This is a genomic window from Sporosarcina sp. Marseille-Q4063, assembly GCF_018309085.1.
GTDB lineage: Bacteria > Bacillota > Bacilli > Bacillales_A > Planococcaceae > Sporosarcina.
Window position 1 is genome coordinate 934,238 of record NZ_CP070502.1, and the last position, 15,414, is coordinate 949,651.

14 protein-coding genes and 1 other RNA gene are annotated in these 15,414 nt (G+C 39.4%); 4 read left to right on the plus strand and 11 right to left on the minus strand.

What is annotated here, in order from left to right; genetic code table 11:
- Together JSQ81_RS04745 and JSQ81_RS04750 are read right to left on the minus strand one after the other, a co-directional pair.
- The gene (locus JSQ81_RS04745) at positions 1-624 is read right to left on the minus strand and encodes a TetR/AcrR family transcriptional regulator (RefSeq protein WP_212606573.1); all 624 of its coding nucleotides are present in this window, start codon (positions 622-624) and stop codon (positions 1-3) included.
- Between the two features lie 148 nt (positions 625-772).
- Positions 773-1,393 carry a hypothetical protein gene (locus JSQ81_RS04750; protein ID WP_212606574.1) on the minus strand — a complete coding sequence of 207 codons (621 nt, stop codon included), beginning with the start codon at positions 1,391-1,393 and terminating at the stop codon, positions 773-775.
- Positions 1,394-1,515: 122 nt separating this feature from the next.
- Between JSQ81_RS04750 and ssrS the strand changes: the two genes are divergently transcribed.
- A non-coding RNA gene (ssrS, locus tag JSQ81_RS04755) (6S RNA) lies at positions 1,516-1,706 on the plus strand.
- Between the two features lie 73 nt (positions 1,707-1,779).
- A complete protein-coding gene (locus tag JSQ81_RS04760) occupies positions 1,780-2,334 on the plus strand; it encodes an SLOG family protein (RefSeq protein ID WP_212606575.1) in 555 nt (184 codons plus the stop codon).
- A gap of 240 nt (positions 2,335-2,574) precedes the next feature.
- Here the strand turns inward: JSQ81_RS04760 and JSQ81_RS04765 are convergent, their stop codons facing one another.
- The gene (locus JSQ81_RS04765) at positions 2,575-4,644 is read right to left on the minus strand and encodes a catalase (RefSeq protein ID WP_212606576.1); all 2,070 of its coding nucleotides are present in this window, start codon (positions 4,642-4,644) and stop codon (positions 2,575-2,577) included.
- A 270-nt stretch (positions 4,645-4,914) separates the two neighbouring features.
- On the opposite strand from JSQ81_RS04765, the gene JSQ81_RS04770 reads away from it, so the two are divergent.
- Positions 4,915-5,817 (plus strand): 3D domain-containing protein, encoded by a 903-nt coding sequence (locus tag JSQ81_RS04770; RefSeq protein WP_212606577.1) that lies wholly within the window; start codon positions 4,915-4,917, stop codon positions 5,815-5,817.
- A 159-nt stretch (positions 5,818-5,976) separates the two neighbouring features.
- Here the strand turns inward: JSQ81_RS04770 and JSQ81_RS04775 are convergent, their stop codons facing one another.
- Both JSQ81_RS04775 and JSQ81_RS04780 read right to left on the minus strand, forming a co-directional pair.
- The gene (locus JSQ81_RS04775; RefSeq protein ID WP_212606578.1) at positions 5,977-7,650 is read right to left on the minus strand and encodes a ribonuclease J; all 1,674 of its coding nucleotides are present in this window, start codon (positions 7,648-7,650) and stop codon (positions 5,977-5,979) included.
- A 119-nt stretch (positions 7,651-7,769) separates the two neighbouring features.
- Positions 7,770-8,603, minus strand: a complete 834-nt coding sequence (locus tag JSQ81_RS04780) for an alpha/beta fold hydrolase (RefSeq protein WP_212606579.1) — start codon at positions 8,601-8,603, stop codon at positions 7,770-7,772.
- A 223-nt stretch (positions 8,604-8,826) separates the two neighbouring features.
- Between JSQ81_RS04780 and JSQ81_RS04785 the strand changes: the two genes are divergently transcribed.
- Positions 8,827-9,744: an aldo/keto reductase gene (locus tag JSQ81_RS04785; protein WP_212606580.1), complete on the plus strand. Its 918-nt coding sequence runs from the start codon at positions 8,827-8,829 to the stop codon at positions 9,742-9,744.
- 42 nt (positions 9,745-9,786) lie between these two features.
- Here JSQ81_RS04785 and JSQ81_RS04790 read toward each other — a convergent pair whose 3' ends face one another.
- The 6 genes from JSQ81_RS04790 to JSQ81_RS04815 all read right to left on the minus strand — a co-directional run bounded on the left by JSQ81_RS04790 (position 9,787) and on the right by JSQ81_RS04815 (position 15,303).
- Positions 9,787-10,002: a hypothetical protein gene (locus JSQ81_RS04790; RefSeq protein WP_212606581.1), complete on the minus strand. Its 216-nt coding sequence runs from the start codon at positions 10,000-10,002 to the stop codon at positions 9,787-9,789.
- A gap of 108 nt (positions 10,003-10,110) precedes the next feature.
- Complete coding sequence (locus tag JSQ81_RS04795) at positions 10,111-11,847, minus strand: sulfate adenylyltransferase (protein ID WP_212606582.1); 1,737 nt, start codon at positions 11,845-11,847, stop codon at positions 10,111-10,113.
- Between the two features lie 335 nt (positions 11,848-12,182).
- A complete protein-coding gene (locus JSQ81_RS04800) occupies positions 12,183-12,917 on the minus strand; it encodes a DUF3137 domain-containing protein (protein WP_212606583.1) in 735 nt (244 codons plus the stop codon).
- A gap of 207 nt (positions 12,918-13,124) precedes the next feature.
- Entirely contained in the window at positions 13,125-13,712 is a 588-nt protein-coding gene (locus JSQ81_RS04805) for a LemA family protein (RefSeq protein WP_212606584.1), read from the minus strand.
- Between the two features lie 136 nt (positions 13,713-13,848).
- Positions 13,849-14,835: a ring-cleaving dioxygenase gene (locus JSQ81_RS04810; protein ID WP_212606585.1), complete on the minus strand. Its 987-nt coding sequence runs from the start codon at positions 14,833-14,835 to the stop codon at positions 13,849-13,851.
- 33 nt (positions 14,836-14,868) lie between these two features.
- The gene (locus tag JSQ81_RS04815; protein ID WP_212606586.1) at positions 14,869-15,303 is read right to left on the minus strand and encodes a MarR family winged helix-turn-helix transcriptional regulator; all 435 of its coding nucleotides are present in this window, start codon (positions 15,301-15,303) and stop codon (positions 14,869-14,871) included.
- Between the last annotated feature and the right edge of the window lie 111 nt (positions 15,304-15,414).

Genomic DNA, 15,414 nt, shown 5'->3' on the forward strand with positions numbered 1-15,414 from the left:
TTATTTATAAAAAGCGGTTTTCAATACATCCACGTATTCATAAAACTCTTCAAAATAAAATTCATAATCAATGTCAGAAATCACTTGATCTTGTAAACGGGATTTCAGATTTTCTTCATACCCATGAAGTGACCACTGCACCAATTCAAACGCCTTTTTCGAATCAACATCCTCCCTAAATAGTGAGAAATCTATATTTTCATAAAGCACGGAAGTCCATTTCTCTTGTATAGCTTGAAAACGTTTATTCAATCCGGATTCAAGTTGGTCTGGATTTTTCACAAAAAGCGTGGAAATGAAATTAATTGCTTCTGGGTACTTTACAAGAAACTCCCATTTAACTTTAGATATGATTTTCAGTCTTTCGAATATATCTGTATGGGAATAATCGACTCGTTCAAGATATTCTTCTTCCAATATATTGATGCAATAATCGACTAAATAGGCATACAGTTTTTTCTTGTTTGTAAAATAATAGAACAGCATCCCTTTCCCAATATCCGCATCTTTTACGATTTGATTGGTCGAAGCTTGTTCATACCCTTTGTCAGCAAACTCTTTAAGCGCTGCATTAAGAATGACTCTTTGCTTTTCAACATCTACATTTTCAAATTTCGTTGTCACATTGATACCTCCGCCACAACTCTAATAGACCAAGTCGGTCGACTCCAGAATAACATGAGTCGACCGCCTTGGTCAATAATTATTTTGATAATTATGAATAAAAAAAGAATGTCAGATCCACAAATATCATTTGTGACTGACACTCTTTTTAATCAACCTTTTTCTCGCTTCCTTTTAACTTGTACCGTAGCGGCGGCAATGCCGAACTCGAAACCAATTCGTGAATATAGGAAGATGTAGCATTGTATCCTTCTTCAATTTTATCGGCGAGGAAATGTGTGCGTTCATAGAGAATGGAACGGAAATTATCAACTTTCCTTATCAGTTTTTCCGTCAATGCTTCCTGATTTTCTAACCGGCTAATCACTTCTTCTTGAAAAATTTCCTGATTCGCAATTTGTTTGACCATATCCCGTTGCAATTCCATTTGTTGCTCCATTTTAGTCGCTAATTCCGCATTCCGTTTGCTCTGCGTCTCCAATAATGACGTGACATCGTTTCCATGATCAATTTGCTCTATCTGTCTATCGGCTAATTCCTGAACATCATAACCAATTCGTTTCACCCTAGTGGCTTGTAATCGATTTTGTTTTTTTAATGACTTTTCCAATGACTGCAGTGAACTTTGTAATTCAGCATTTGCCTGGTTTTGTTTTTCAATCAACTCAGACAAATAATCTTGTTTATAAACAGCCTGATTCGGTTCCGTGAGTTTAGTTTTGCTTTTAAAAATGGCTGGGTGCTTTTTATTATTTATAAATAACCCCATTACTCAAAACCTCCAATCGCGTATAGTCTTATCTTATGCACGTTCATGAAAAAAGGATAAACAATGCTCAGTGAGGAAACATTAACCATTGATTGATGAGCGTGAGTGATGTATACTAAGAAAACAAGCTGCATTGTTCGTATGACAATTAAGTTTTAACCTTTATACTGTAACAGGGAGTTTTACATCGAAATTGAAATGGCATGCCTCGTTCATCATTAATGAGGACAGACAGGAAAATTTCTGCGAACACCCACTTTTAGAAGTGGTGGTTTAAAACTTTCTATATAAATACGGCAGAGGCGGCTTACCTACATAAGTTACATTCAGTCAGTTTCCAGTGGAAGCTGACTTTTTTATTTTATCGGATTGGAGTGGAAGCTACTTTGAAACGGTTAGTTGTCACAGGCTATAAACAACATGAACTCGGGATATTCGATGACAAGCATCCGGGGATTGATTACATAAAAAAAGCGATAAAGAGTCGATTTATTGATTTATTAGATGAAGGGTTGGAATGGGTGATTGTCAGTGGTCAACTCGGCGTCGAAGCTTGGGCGGTCGAAGTTGTGATTGAATTAAAAGAGCTATATCCAGAGTTGAAATATGCAGTCATTACGCCTTTTCTTGAACAAGAAAAGAACTGGAACGATACAAATAAAATGAAATACAATGAAATCATCGCAAACGCGGATTACCACGTAAGTCTGACATCCACGCCTTATGAAGCGCCTTGGCAGTTTGTGGAGAAAAACAAGTTTTTCCTGCGAAATTCCGATGGCATGCTCATTCTATATGATTCAGAAAATGAAGGATCTCCGAAGTTTATCAAAGAAGCAGCGGATAAATTCGCGGAATCAGCCGACTACCAGTTACTCACGATTACACCGGACGACTTGAATGCGATTGCCGAAGAAGAACAGATGAAGAATTGGTATTGAAGAAACTGCTATCCAAAAATAATGGATAGCAGCTTTTTAAGTGTTTAGAAAACTATCAAACTTTTGACCGTGGATATCCTTTAACATAGAGATTTCACATCTAGCTCCAGGCGCCAGCCCCTCGGGTCATAAGCAATCCAACAAGGAAGAATTGAAATGCATTCTTCTCGGGCAAGGACAGCCACGTCGTTGGATTGCTTATGCCTGTCGGGGCTAGACGGGCGCCTTGCGCTTTTGTACTTAATAAATATTACGTTTCCAAAAACGTTGTTTGGCAATCGCATTAATAAAATCTCTTTCAAAATCCGCATCATCCGAAGCAAAAACAATTCCCGGTCCTTCTTTTGCATCTGAAACTTCAAAGAATTCATTCCCACTCGTCGCGATTCCAATAGGTTTATAATGTTTAAATGCTTCATTGATAAAGTATTCAATATCGCTTTGAAACTTCGCCTCGTTTTCAGCCTTTCCACCGACAACGTAAAGCGCATCATATAATACCGGATCCGTCGTCAGGAATGTTTCGGTTACATTGCCTTTTACATTGTCCTTACTTCGGACAACGCCTAACTTTTCGCCAATCAAATCGACATTCACGCCCGCGTTCAACAAAGCTGTAACTACTGTCTTAACTTCAACTGCATCAAAACCATTTCCTATTAGAACGCCGACTTTTAATGTATAAGGATAATATTTTGTGTTCGCTTGACTGAGTGCGGGTGATCTTGCACTGACTTCGGACTGCCTTCCTTTTGGAAGATTCACGCCAACATTGTCTGCTATCGTCATGGCCAGTTCCTTATCGACATTAACGAACATATCGACAACTTGTTGTTTGACACTTTTACTTTTCACTTTCCCGACTTCAAAGATAAACGCATCTGTAATATGCTTTTTCTCTGGTGGCGTCATGCTGTTCCAAAACAATCTCGCTTGAGAAAAGTGATCCTTAAACGAATCGCTTCGTGCCTGAATAACTCTCCCTTCAACTTTCTCTTGGTAATGAACGAATCCGCCTTCTTCAGCAGTTGACGGTGAAGGCGTATTATTTGCGAGCGAATTTTTATGATACGCAACTTTCCCCACATTAATCGTCATTCGGTGATAGCCGTCGCGTTGATTATTATGGACAGGTGAAACAGGACGGTTGATTGGGATTTCTGTAAAGTTCGGGCCGCCCAGACGAATCAGTTGAGTATCTATATAAGAAAATAATCTCCCTTGGAGAAGCGGGTCATTCGTAAAATCGATTCCAGGAACTAAATTTCCGGGATGAAAGGCAACTTGCTCTGTTTCCGCAAAAAAGTTATCTACGTTTTTATTTAATTGTAACTTTCCGATTATCTTCACCGGCACAATCTCTTCTGGCCAAATTTTCGTTGCGTCAAGAATATCGAAATCGAACATGAACTCATCGGATTCTTCAATGATTTGCACACCTAGCTCGAACTCCGGGTAATTTCCATTTTCGATTGATTCCCATAAATCGACTCGGTGAAAGTCGGGGTTTTTGCCCGATATTTTCTGCGCTTCATCCCAAACCAACGAATGGATGCCCAAAATAGGTTTCCAGTGAAACTTCACGAAGTGCGCTATTCCTTCTTCATTGACGAAACGGAATGTATGGACACCAAAGCCTTCCATCATCCGAAAACTTCTTGGAATGGCTCGATCAGACATTAACCACATAATCATGGCGGCGGTTTCTTGGTTATTGGCAACGAAATCCCAAAAAGTATCATGAGCTGATGAAGCTTGCGGAATTTCATTATGAGGTTCAGGTTTTATTGCGTGGACCATGTCTGGAAATTTAATCGCATCTTGTATAAAAAATATCGGTATGTTATTTCCAACCAGATCATAAATCCCTTCTTTTGTATAAAACTTAGTGGCAAATCCGCGTACGTCTCTGACCGTATCCGCGGAGCCCCGACTGCCGACAACAGTTGAGAATCTCGTGAACGTAGGCGTTTTGGTTCCAGGCACTTGAAGAAACTTTGCTTTCGTATACTCTTTCATTGATTCATACAGTTCGAACTCTCCGTGCGCCGCAAACCCTCTAGCATGGACAACCCTTTCTGGAATTCTCTCATGATCGAAGTGGGTCATCTTTTCGCGAAAATGAAAGTCTTCTATAAGTGTCGGACCTCGAACACCGGCCTTTAATGAGTTTTCATCTTCTGAAACTTTCAAACCCTGATTGGTTGTCATCGGTTTCCCTTTATCCACGACTCGAAATTGGTCCAGTTGCCTGTCTTTGCTATTATCACTACCAGTTTGCTTGTGATCTGTCACAAAATCCCCTTTCATCTGCACAATCTCTTCTACTATATGCATACCTCTCAGGAACTTCTCATTACTGGCCTTTCAAACACAAACCAGTGTTTGATTTCAGTAGAAAGAAATTATTACAATTATTACATTTACTAGCGACAAACGGCTAAATGTATATATTCTATTAGCCATGGTTACTACTATTCGTAGAGAAATAACATCTCTCCATCGCCTAGAGGTGCTTTTGGGAAATGAAAATGTGCCTAATATGACACTATTTTTAAAACGAGGAGGAAGTTTATTATTATGAAAAAATACATTATAGTGTTTGCGATTATTTCAACCTTGGCTATAAGCTTTGTCAGTGAACAAGTATCCGCACTGCCGCTGCCAATAGCTGAATTCGATTCTGAGTTGGTGTTTCAACCAGAGCCTGAGTCTTCAACTACCGTTTATCAAGTGAAACCTGGAGATACCCTATGGGCGATAGCAAAGAAAAACGATGTGAGCGTGGAAGAATTAGTTTCATTGAATGAGTTAAATAGCAATCTCATCGTTCCAGATCAAGAGATAAAGATTAAGACGGAAGAAGTTAAGGTGAAAGAGTTTAAGTCGAAAGAGTTTAAGGCGAAAGAAGATGTCAAAAAGTATATTGTTAAAAAAGGCGATACACTCTCGAAGATTGCTAAAGATCATGATATTTCATTGAATGATTTAATTGTTTGGAATCAGATTAAGAGTTACTTAATCTATCCTAATGATCAATTAACAGTTAGCGGAGAGAAAAGTTCAATCACAGTGGCGAATATTGAATTGCATCCGACGAAGATTAAAACCCCGCCAGCACCGTCGACTGCAAATAAAGTGGCAAAAGCACCAGCACCGGCTGTTGCAAAAGCACCTTCGGCAAGTACAGGTGGGCAAGAGATGACAATGACAGCAACAGCCTATACCGCATATTGTGAAGGGTGCTCAGGCGTAACTTACACGGGAATCGATTTACGATCTAACCCGAATCAAAAAGTCATTGCGGTCGACCCGAATATTATTCCGCTCGGTTCACGCGTCTGGGTTGAAGGCTACGGCGAAGCCATTGCAGGCGATATCGGCGGCGCTATCAAAGGAAACATCATTGACGTATTTATACAGCACAAAGCAGATGCCCTAAACTGGGGACGTCGAACAGTTAAGATTAAAATTTTAGACTAAACGACAAAAGCAACTATCTCCTTAATGGAGGTAGTTGCTTTTTTATATTGATTAAACAGTGTTTCATCGATCTGAGAACTAACTAACCTGTAACGAGTAAGACTACGAGAAAAACGAGAGCAAACTCGAACGATACGAGAGCAAACCGCGACGCAACACTCACGTCTCAATAATAATCGGCAAAATCATCGGCCGTCTCTTTGTACGGGCATATAAAAACGTGTCCACATCTTTTCTAATACTTTGTCTGATTATATTCTGGCGGTTTCCATTTGCATTTTCTAATGTCGCAACCGTTTTAATGACTAATTCATTTACTTCCTTCATCAGTTCTTCAGCGTCGCGGCTATAGACGAAACCACGAGAGATTGTATCTGGATCGGCAATGAGTTGGCCATCCGATTTATTTACTTTAACGACAATAATAAGCATTCCTTCTTCAGAAAGAAGTTTTCGATCGCGCAACACAATATTCCCAACATCCCCGATTCCCAGGCCATCGACGAATACATGCCCCGCTTGAATGCTTCGCGTTTGGCGAGCTGTTTTATCGGTAACGTCAACAACATCACCGTTATTGATCACGAATATATTCTCACCGTCTACACCAACGGCTTCTGCTAATCGTTTGTGATGGTGGAGCATTCTATGTTCCCCGTGAATCGGGATGAAATATTTAGGTTTCATTAACGTCAACATCAGTTGTAATTCTCCTTGACAAGCATGACCTGAAACGTGCATCCCTGTCGCGCTTCCGGAACCGTAAATCACATTTGCCCCTAGCAGATAGAGATTATCAATAACGCGTGATACACCTTTTTCATTTCCCGGAATTGGCGATGAAGCGAAAATAACTGTATCCTCAGGCAGCACTTCTACTTGACGAAAATTCGAACTTGATAGCCGCGACAAAGCCGCCATCGGTTCGCCTTGGCTTCCCGTGCACAGAATGGCGACACGTTCGGGATCCATCCGGCTTATTTCATATTTTTCTATGAGCATGCCTTCAGGGATTGTTAAATAACCTAATTCCGAAGCAACCGACACTACATTCACCATGCTTCGACCGAGCAGCGCAAGTTTACGGTTTGTTTTTATCGCCGCGTCGACGACTTGCTGGACCCGGTGCACATTCGATGCGAACGTCGAGATAAAAACTTTTCTGCGCGCTTTACGAAAAGCATCTTCAATATGATCGCCGATTAATCGTTCAGATGGATTAAAACCCGGTCGCTCGGCATTGGTGCTTTCAGATAATAGAAGTAGAACGCCTTTACTCCCGATTTCGGCCATTTTATGAATATCCGCATACTCATCATTTACAGGCGTTAAGTCAAACTTGAAATCCCCCGTATGTACGACAGTCCCCTGCGGCGTTTGAAACACGACTCCAAGACAATCCGGAATACTATGGTTTGTTCGGAAAAATTCAACTTGCACCGTGCCAAAATCCAATTTTGAATCGCTATTTATCATTTGCAACTCAGTTTGCCGTAAAAGTCCATGTTCCTTTATTCTCAGTTCGATTAACCCTAACGTTAAACGGGATGCATAAATTGGCATATTGATTTGTTTTAATAAATACGGAATCCCGCCGATATGATCTTCATGGCCATGCGTGACAATCAAAGCCCGAATTTTATCCTGGTTTTCCTTCAAATACGAAATATCTTGGATAATCAAGTCGATTCCCATTAAAGTTTCGTCTGGAAACTTGGAGCCGCAGTCAATCACAATAATATCGTCTTCATATTGCAAAACATACATATTTTTCCCGATTTCATTAATGCCGCCTAAAGCGAAAATGGACATGGTGTTTTCAATTGTCATCAAGTAAAATCCTCCCACTCTAAATGAATACTTAAAGTATGCCCATGAAGAATTTTATTATAATATTGTTATTGAATTAAAAAAAGCCTGCCAAACAATATGGCAAGCCTGATTTCTTACTATTAAATTGTCACATAACGCCTGACTGGTTTTGGAACGGGTGCTTTCTTTTCTTCCAATTGCACTCTTCCATTAATGAAGTTTAAAGCTACCTGATTGAACTCATCATGTTTTTCGATGTTGCAAACATGGCCACATTTTTCAATAACGTGCACAGTCGCGGCTGTGTCTTTTACAGTATCCTCTTTCACCGGACCAATAAACATATAATCTTGGCTTCCCATAATATAAATCTTAGGAATCACATTCTTCTCAGTATCAACTAGCGGGTAAATTTCAGGTACTGTCGAAGCAAACTTATACCAACGGATAAATTCCTTACGTCTAAGCTTTTTCGCTTCCTGAATAAATAGATTCCTCGAAAGTTTATGATGTTTTTTCGGCATAAGTATCCATGCAAACAGTTTATAGAGCCACATATACGGGACTAATCCTTTAATCATATCGCCCGTTTTCAAAAGCATTTTCGCCATCTTCGTAAACCGGATAATCGCTCCGCCCAAAACCATGCTTTTTATCCGATGGGGCGCGTGAATATGCAAGCCATGTAAAACGACCGAACCCAAACTAATTCCTGCAAAATGGGCTTTTTCAATCGATAAAAAATCCAAAACATTTACAACATCTTCAGCAATTCCCTCAGATGTATACTTAAGCAACTCAGGTTTATAATCAACCGAACCGCCATGACCTTTTAAATCAATGAACAGTAAATTAAATTCTTTTTTAAAATCCTTAACTTGTTTATACCAAATATTTGAATTGCCGCCGAGTCCGTGAAGAAATACGACCCACTCATGAGACGGGCTTAAAATATGAGTTTTATAATGTAGCAAATAAGCACTTCTCCGTTCCATAAATACGTTTGTAGTAATCTTCTTAGATGATGTCATTTGAGAACGGGAATCTAGCTATCCGTTTGCCTATGAAAATCACTTATTCTCTAACAAACACATTAATTATTATTCATACAAAAACATTATAGCATGAACCGCATTAAATTCCATACTAATAATGGTATACTATTAATAGTAATTTCATTTGAAAGTAGGGATTTTATTGAAAAAAATCAAATTAGGAACGAGCGGGTTACATGTTTCTACTATTTCACTCGGCTGTATGCGCATGGGAAAACTAGCAAAGAATGAAGCTGCAAACGTGATACATAATGCATTAGATGTCGGCGTAGACTTCTTCGATCATGCTGATATTTATGCTGGTGGGGAATCGGAAGCGGTCTTTGCGGAGGCCATTGACATGAATTCGACAATTCGTGAAAAAATGTTCATTCAAACAAAGGCAGGTATCCGAAAAGGTTATTTCGATTTTTCCAAAGAACATATTTTGACGACTGTCGACGAAAGCCTAAAACGACTAAAAACCGATTATATCGACGTTTTTCTCCTTCACCGTCCAGATGCACTTGTCGAACCAGAAGAAGTAGCAGAGGCATTCTCGGAATTAGAGAAAAACGGAAAAGTTCGTCACTTTGGCGTAAGCAATCATAACCCGATGCAAATTGAACTGTTGAAAAAATATGTTGAACAGGATTTAATTGTTAACCAGCTACAATTTAGCATCATGCACACAAGCATGATTGATGCTGGCATTCAAATGAATACAAGATTTGAAAACTCGGTGGATCGCGACGGTAGCATTCTAGATTATAGTCGTTTGAACGACATGACAATCCAAGCCTGGTCCCCTTTCCAACACGGTTTCTTCAAGGGAGTATTTATTGATAATGATCAATTCTCTGAACTGAATGCAAAACTCGGGGAAATTAGCGAGAAATATGAAGTTACCAAATCAGCAATCGCCACTGCTTGGATCTTACGTCACCCGGCAATAATCCAACCAGTTGTCGGGACGATGAATTCTGAAAGGCTGAAGAGTATCGCAAAAGCCGCTGACATCGTTTTAACGCGCGAGGAATGGTATGAAATTTACCTGGCCGCAGGTAATGAACTACCATAAACATAAAAGAACTCATCCAGATTCAATCTGGTTGAGTTCTTTTTAAAACTTATCAACTCGGTGGTATTCAGCGACTTGAGTCACTCGAACATCCTTCGTATTCAACTCATGGTAAATCCCTCGACTATCTGTGAATGAAATGTATTGATCACGCTCACTTTGAATGAGTTTTTCCGCTTTTTCTTGCGATTCCGTGTGGATAAACCTTCTTATGTAGTGCTCCTCATCAAAAAAGTAAGTGATTTTGAATTCCTTCATTACATTCACGCTCCCTATTGTTACATGTAGTATAGCCTTCATTCCAACAAAAAACGCAAACATCCACCAACCAGTAAATCGGATCGGTGGATGTGTAAGCTACTTTTCTTACTTATCGTTCGGTTCGTCACTGCCCCGATAGCGTTTATAAGGCAATAGGTTCCAACTTCTATATTCAACATCTTCCTTACGAAGAACTTTTGGCATGTCGGCAAGAATCTTTTTCGCAACTTCGAGTTCGCGCTCTGCTTCTGCTTTGTCTTGATACATGAATTCATCAGAAGCAACTGCTGGCGCTTGCCCTATTTTTTCTTCCAAGTCTTGGATAACCATTTGTTGTTGAGACCGCAACGCAACCCGAGCATCTGCTACCCAGTCCGGCTGAAGATTCCGGTTTGTATCTCCCACACTACTATACTCTTCGAAAACTTCTCGGTAAATGCGTTCTGCATTGGAACGCACGTCTAAATTCGCATCTTCTAAATCCAGATTCGTCAGTTCTTCTACAGTTAACGGCGTCGCACGCTTCCGCCCTCCAAGTCTCACTCTATCTAAATAGAATGGGAACATGCTCTTAATCGTTTTTCCTACTGGCGCAATAGAAACCTCGTTTTCGTCAAGTCCCTTTGGCTGTACCCCTTGAATTGCGATACGTGCCGATTCTGGACGCACAATTTCTTTCGGCGGCATGATTCCGTGACGAAGCATCTCGCGAATCCCCGTTCCTGAAATATTGATACGGTATTGTTCGTCATGCGGACAAGACTGGCCCGTTGCCGGACTATCGCATCGCGTACAATAAAAAACTTCATGGAAAAGTCGAATATCGATGCCCAACTCCGCCGGATCAAATTGGTCGAAAATGCTATGACTCGCGTACTTATCATAATAATCGCCGATTCCCGCATGATCCCGCCCAATTAACGCATGCGTACAACCATAATTTTTCATGATCAATGCATGTAAAACAGTTTCACGCGGACCTGCGAAAATATAAGTCACTCGAAGTGGTGCAAGAATCGAGCGTCCTTTTGGATAATACGTATCTAACACACTACGATACGACAACATCCGGAATTCGTGCCGCGTATATTCACGTTTCGCCATCTCAACCAATGGCTGCAATAATAAGCCATCGATTTCTTCAAGGGCATTTTTGTGGATATACTCGTGGCCTCTATGCAAAGGATTGGCGCCCGTAATAAAACCGGCAGTCGAACGGAATTTTTTCTCCTCGTAAAATTCATGCCAAGTATCTTTTGGTTCCAAACGAAGTTTTTCAAATGGTCCCCAGTCCACTCGACGTAATAATTTAATCGGCCCGCCTAATGCTGTATCGCCCATCCGTCTAAAAATCGAGTCAACCCCTGGATGATTTCGATCTGTCGTGCCGAATAGATGGGAAGCACGGTATTCTTTATCATAATCAAAAATATCTTCTATTGTTAGAATTGCAACTGGCTCATTGTTTTCATCAGAAAGCGCTACTTCATCTCCGATTGAAAGTGTCTTCACCACTTCTTTGTTTCGTTTGCCGATTGGGGCAAAACTTAAAGGCACGGGCCATACTAAACCATTCGACAAGCGACCTACAGTAAGAACAGATTTATAGTCCACTTCATTCATGAAACCTTCATTTGGTGATAACACGCCTGTCGCAATCATTTCAAGCGTAATGACCGCTTCCAAGTCAACCATAATCGCAGGTAAACTTTTGGCGCGGACTACCGCCTCTTCAAGCTCGCTACCTGTTAGAACCCTATCAATCAATTCCCCGCCATGCGGTTGCTGAGGATAGTCCGCAAACCTATTTTTTGTTGTCGTCGTTGTCATGTTTTCACTCATTCTCCAAATTCCTCCCCATTCATATTGCCCCAAGTCTATAAATTATGACAAACGGCAATTTGTACTTTGCTTACCTAATTCTCTCTTCACATCGAACCTTGAAATTACCCCTTTAATTAAGAAAACAATGTGTAGAAATTTATAAGCTTATTCTGAATCTTATCACATGTTTGCATATAGAAAAAGCGAAATCTTATATTAATTTTATTATTTGCTCAATTCTTGAGAATTTATGAGGAAAATCATTTTAAGGTTATGGAGAAGAAGGATTAATTGAAAAAGCCCCCATACCTACAAAATTGTTGGAAGGGGCTCTTGGTTCACCATTTATGATATTATATTTTACTCCATATCCGTCGATTAAGCGTTAATTCATCGACAATCGAGAAATACTCCAAGAAGTCATCATAAATCTGTCTTAATCTTGCTTCGTCATCACTGTTATAAAGCTTGCCACTAAACTGATCTTTTTTCGTTTCTCTAAAGATGAACATTTTATTGTCCGTAAAGACAAATTCTGCTTTCCCATTAACACGATCACTATATTTCTGAATCTTATTTACAAAGTTGGGTGAAAGAATATAGCGATCCTCTACGTCATCAGTAGTCATGACTAGAAATTCTTTATTGAAGTTATGATTAGTGAGTTCAATTTGAAAAGCACCAGCACTTTTCGCATACGGATGTGTGTTGTTCAAGAACTTTCTCCTGAAAATAAACGTACTCCCTTCAAAAGCCTTGTTGAAATCAGCAATAAATACAACCCCTTTAAACACAGTTGAATCGGTATCTTCTGCTCTAGTCGCCGAAGCTGTTACATAAATTTCTGAGAACCTAAAAGTGGTTAATCCCAATTGTCCTTCAATATAATCTTCACCATCAATCCGATGATTATCTCCAAAATAATTACTTTGATATATTTCACTTTTTTCGATATGCTCATTCGGACTATAAGTAGCTCGATAAGTAAATTCGCCGTCGTCTTCAGGCTTTTTATAACTTCGAAATAGTGCGTCGATTAGTTTTGAAATAAGTAAATCCGCATATAATTGTTTAAATTTATGATTCATATAACTAGAAATCCAACTTATTAGAATGAAAGACAAAGGAAGCGCTATGATTAGTACATATTTGAAAAGGAAGTAAAAGGATATATAAACCATAACAAGAATTAAAATATATAGTATCTTTTTAAGTTTCATCTTTTTCCTATGTTGGTTAACCTCATAGAATGAGGGCTCCAAAATGGGTAATATGGATTCAAATGATGGAAACATTTATACACCCCCTAACCTTTCTTTTAAATTGAAATCTACTTTATTTTCCTCCGAAACTTCTAACATTTCCACTTCATGAAGTTTCATATAAGAACCAATCATGCGTGTCGGAAACTGTTTTAGCTTTGTGTTAAATTGGTAGACGTTCGCATTATAGGAACGTCGGCTAGCAGATAATTTTTCTTCCACATCGGTAATCGCGGCTGTTAAGCTACGATAGACTGTGTCCGCTTTCAATTCAGGGTAATTTTCCACTTGTAATTTCAGTTTACTTTCAAAACTTTCGATTTCGTTCGATGCTGCTAGTTTTTCATTCGCCGACATCTGGGTATAATTAGTACGAATTTTCGCCAATTTCATTTGTGTTTCTTGTTCATAATCTGTGTAAGACACAACGGTATCCGCAAGTTTCGATAATTGATCAAAACGTTGCAATAAATATGTTTCAATCGCACGATGCGCTTCTTCTATTCGGTTTCGCAATGAAATAAATGTGTTGTACTGTACGACCAAGTAAATCAAAATAATGGCCACTACAAAAAAAGATAAAACCAACATCAGCATAAATAAACCTAGAATTGTTTCCAAAACCTCTCCCCTTCACACTCCAATATATAATTCAAGTGTAACTCGCCAACGTTAAAACAAGGTTAAGATGGGAAAACAAAAAAGTCTTCACTCTTTTAGTTGGAGTGAAGACTTTTTTGGATGCATGGTAAAAAAATTATTTTTCATATTCTTTTTCAAAATCAATCGTGCTTCTTACTGTATCAATAGGTCTTACCAACTTCTCAATTTGCTCGCGTTTTGGCTCTAAAAATGGCGGTAGTGAGAGGATTTCACCAAGAGTTTCGTATGGCTCATCCCCCATAAAGCCTGGACCATCTGTTGCAAATTCAAATAAGATTTGCGGCGCAACACGCGCATAAAGCGATCCAAAAAAGAAACGATCCACAAAGCCTGATGTTTGGAATCCGAAACTTTCTAGTCTGTTTGTCCATTCATCTAGCACATCACGATCTTCTACACGGAATGCCGCATGGTGAACAGTGCCGTAACCTTGGCGAGCGACTGGCAATACTGTATTATGTTCAACAATTACTTGTGCGCCATTTCCACCCTTACCGCCTTCGAATAAATGATAAGAATCCTCTTGTGCGATTTCATTAAAGACCATCACTTTTTCCAACACTTCCTTGAAATAATCAAATTCAGCAATGCGGACAAAAATGGGTCCTAAACCGGTAATCGCAAACTCGAGTGGAATCGGGCCATCTTGCCACGGCGTTCCTGATTCGACACCTTCGTTAAACTCATCCGAAATCAGTTGATATTGTTGATCATCAAAATCAACAAAGGATAATGTCTTTTTGCCAAATTGTTCAGTAATGCCTGTATGCTTCACTTCCAATCGATCAAAACGTTTCACCCAATAATCAAGCGCGACATTCGTCGGAACACGGAATGATGTTTTTGAAATTTCATTTGTTCCGTGTACGCCTTTGGGGATATTCGGGAAATCGAAGAACGTCATATCTGTACCCGCACTTCCTTTGTCGTCAGCAAAGAATAAGTGATAGGTTTGAATGTCATCTTGGTTGACAGTTTTTTTTACTAAACGCATCCCCAGTACATATGTGAAAAACTCATAGTTTTTTTCTGCGCTGCTTGTAATGGCAGTTACATGGTGAATTCCTTTTAAATGGTTCATTTTATTGTCCTCCTAATTTTTTCAGTAATTAAGTTAAAGGCTTTTTGCTCTATGCCCAATCCTTTTTAACATTTCGATTGTCTCGTTAATTTCATCGGCCTCTAATTGATCAAAAACTTTTTCCATAATGAGTTTATGCTCCGGAAATATTCGATTCATTAAATCCATACCGCTATCGGTTAGTGCTGCATAGGTTACGCGTCGATCCTTTGGACAGGCTTTACGAATCACATAGTTCTTATTCACGAGCTTATCCACGACATAGGTGATACTGCCGCTTGTTAGAAGCACCTTTTTTCCAATCATTTGTGTCGGCTGATCACCTTTGTGATACAACAACTCTATAACAGAGAATTCTGTTGGGTTTAGTCCATAATTTGAAACATCTTTACGAATGACTTCTTGAATTGCTTGGGAGGTACGAAGTATGACAGTAACAGCTTTTAATTCATCTGTGGCGATCTTCATTGTTTTCACTCCTAAACTAGTTTGAATTCAAGTATCTTTAATTCAAGGTAAATATAACATGAAATGAATTACTTTGTCAATCGTCGTGTTTAGCACTCCCGAAACAATTAA

Bases quoted from the DNA above. Each gene is read 5' to 3' on its own strand.
- JSQ81_RS04750 (WP_212606574.1), bottom strand. From the start codon at position 1,393: ATGGGGTTATTTATAAATAATAAAAAGCACCCAGCCATTTTTAAAAGC.
- JSQ81_RS04765 (WP_212606576.1), bottom strand. From the start codon at position 4,644: ATGAAAGGGGATTTTGTGACAGATCACAAGCAAACTGGTAGTGATAAT.
- JSQ81_RS04770 (WP_212606577.1), top strand. From the start codon at position 4,915: ATGAAAAAATACATTATAGTGTTTGCGATTATTTCAACCTTGGCTATA.
- JSQ81_RS04790 (WP_212606581.1), bottom strand. From the start codon at position 10,002: ATGAAGGAATTCAAAATCACTTACTTTTTTGATGAGGAGCACTACATA.
- JSQ81_RS04795 (WP_212606582.1), bottom strand. From the start codon at position 11,847: ATGAGTGAAAACATGACAACGACGACAACAAAAAATAGGTTTGCGGAC.
- JSQ81_RS04800 (WP_212606583.1), bottom strand. From the start codon at position 12,917: ATGAATCATAAATTTAAACAATTATATGCGGATTTACTTATTTCAAAA.
- JSQ81_RS04810 (WP_212606585.1), bottom strand. From the start codon at position 14,835: ATGAACCATTTAAAAGGAATTCACCATGTAACTGCCATTACAAGCAGC.
- JSQ81_RS04815 (WP_212606586.1), bottom strand. From the start codon at position 15,303: ATGAAGATCGCCACAGATGAATTAAAAGCTGTTACTGTCATACTTCGT.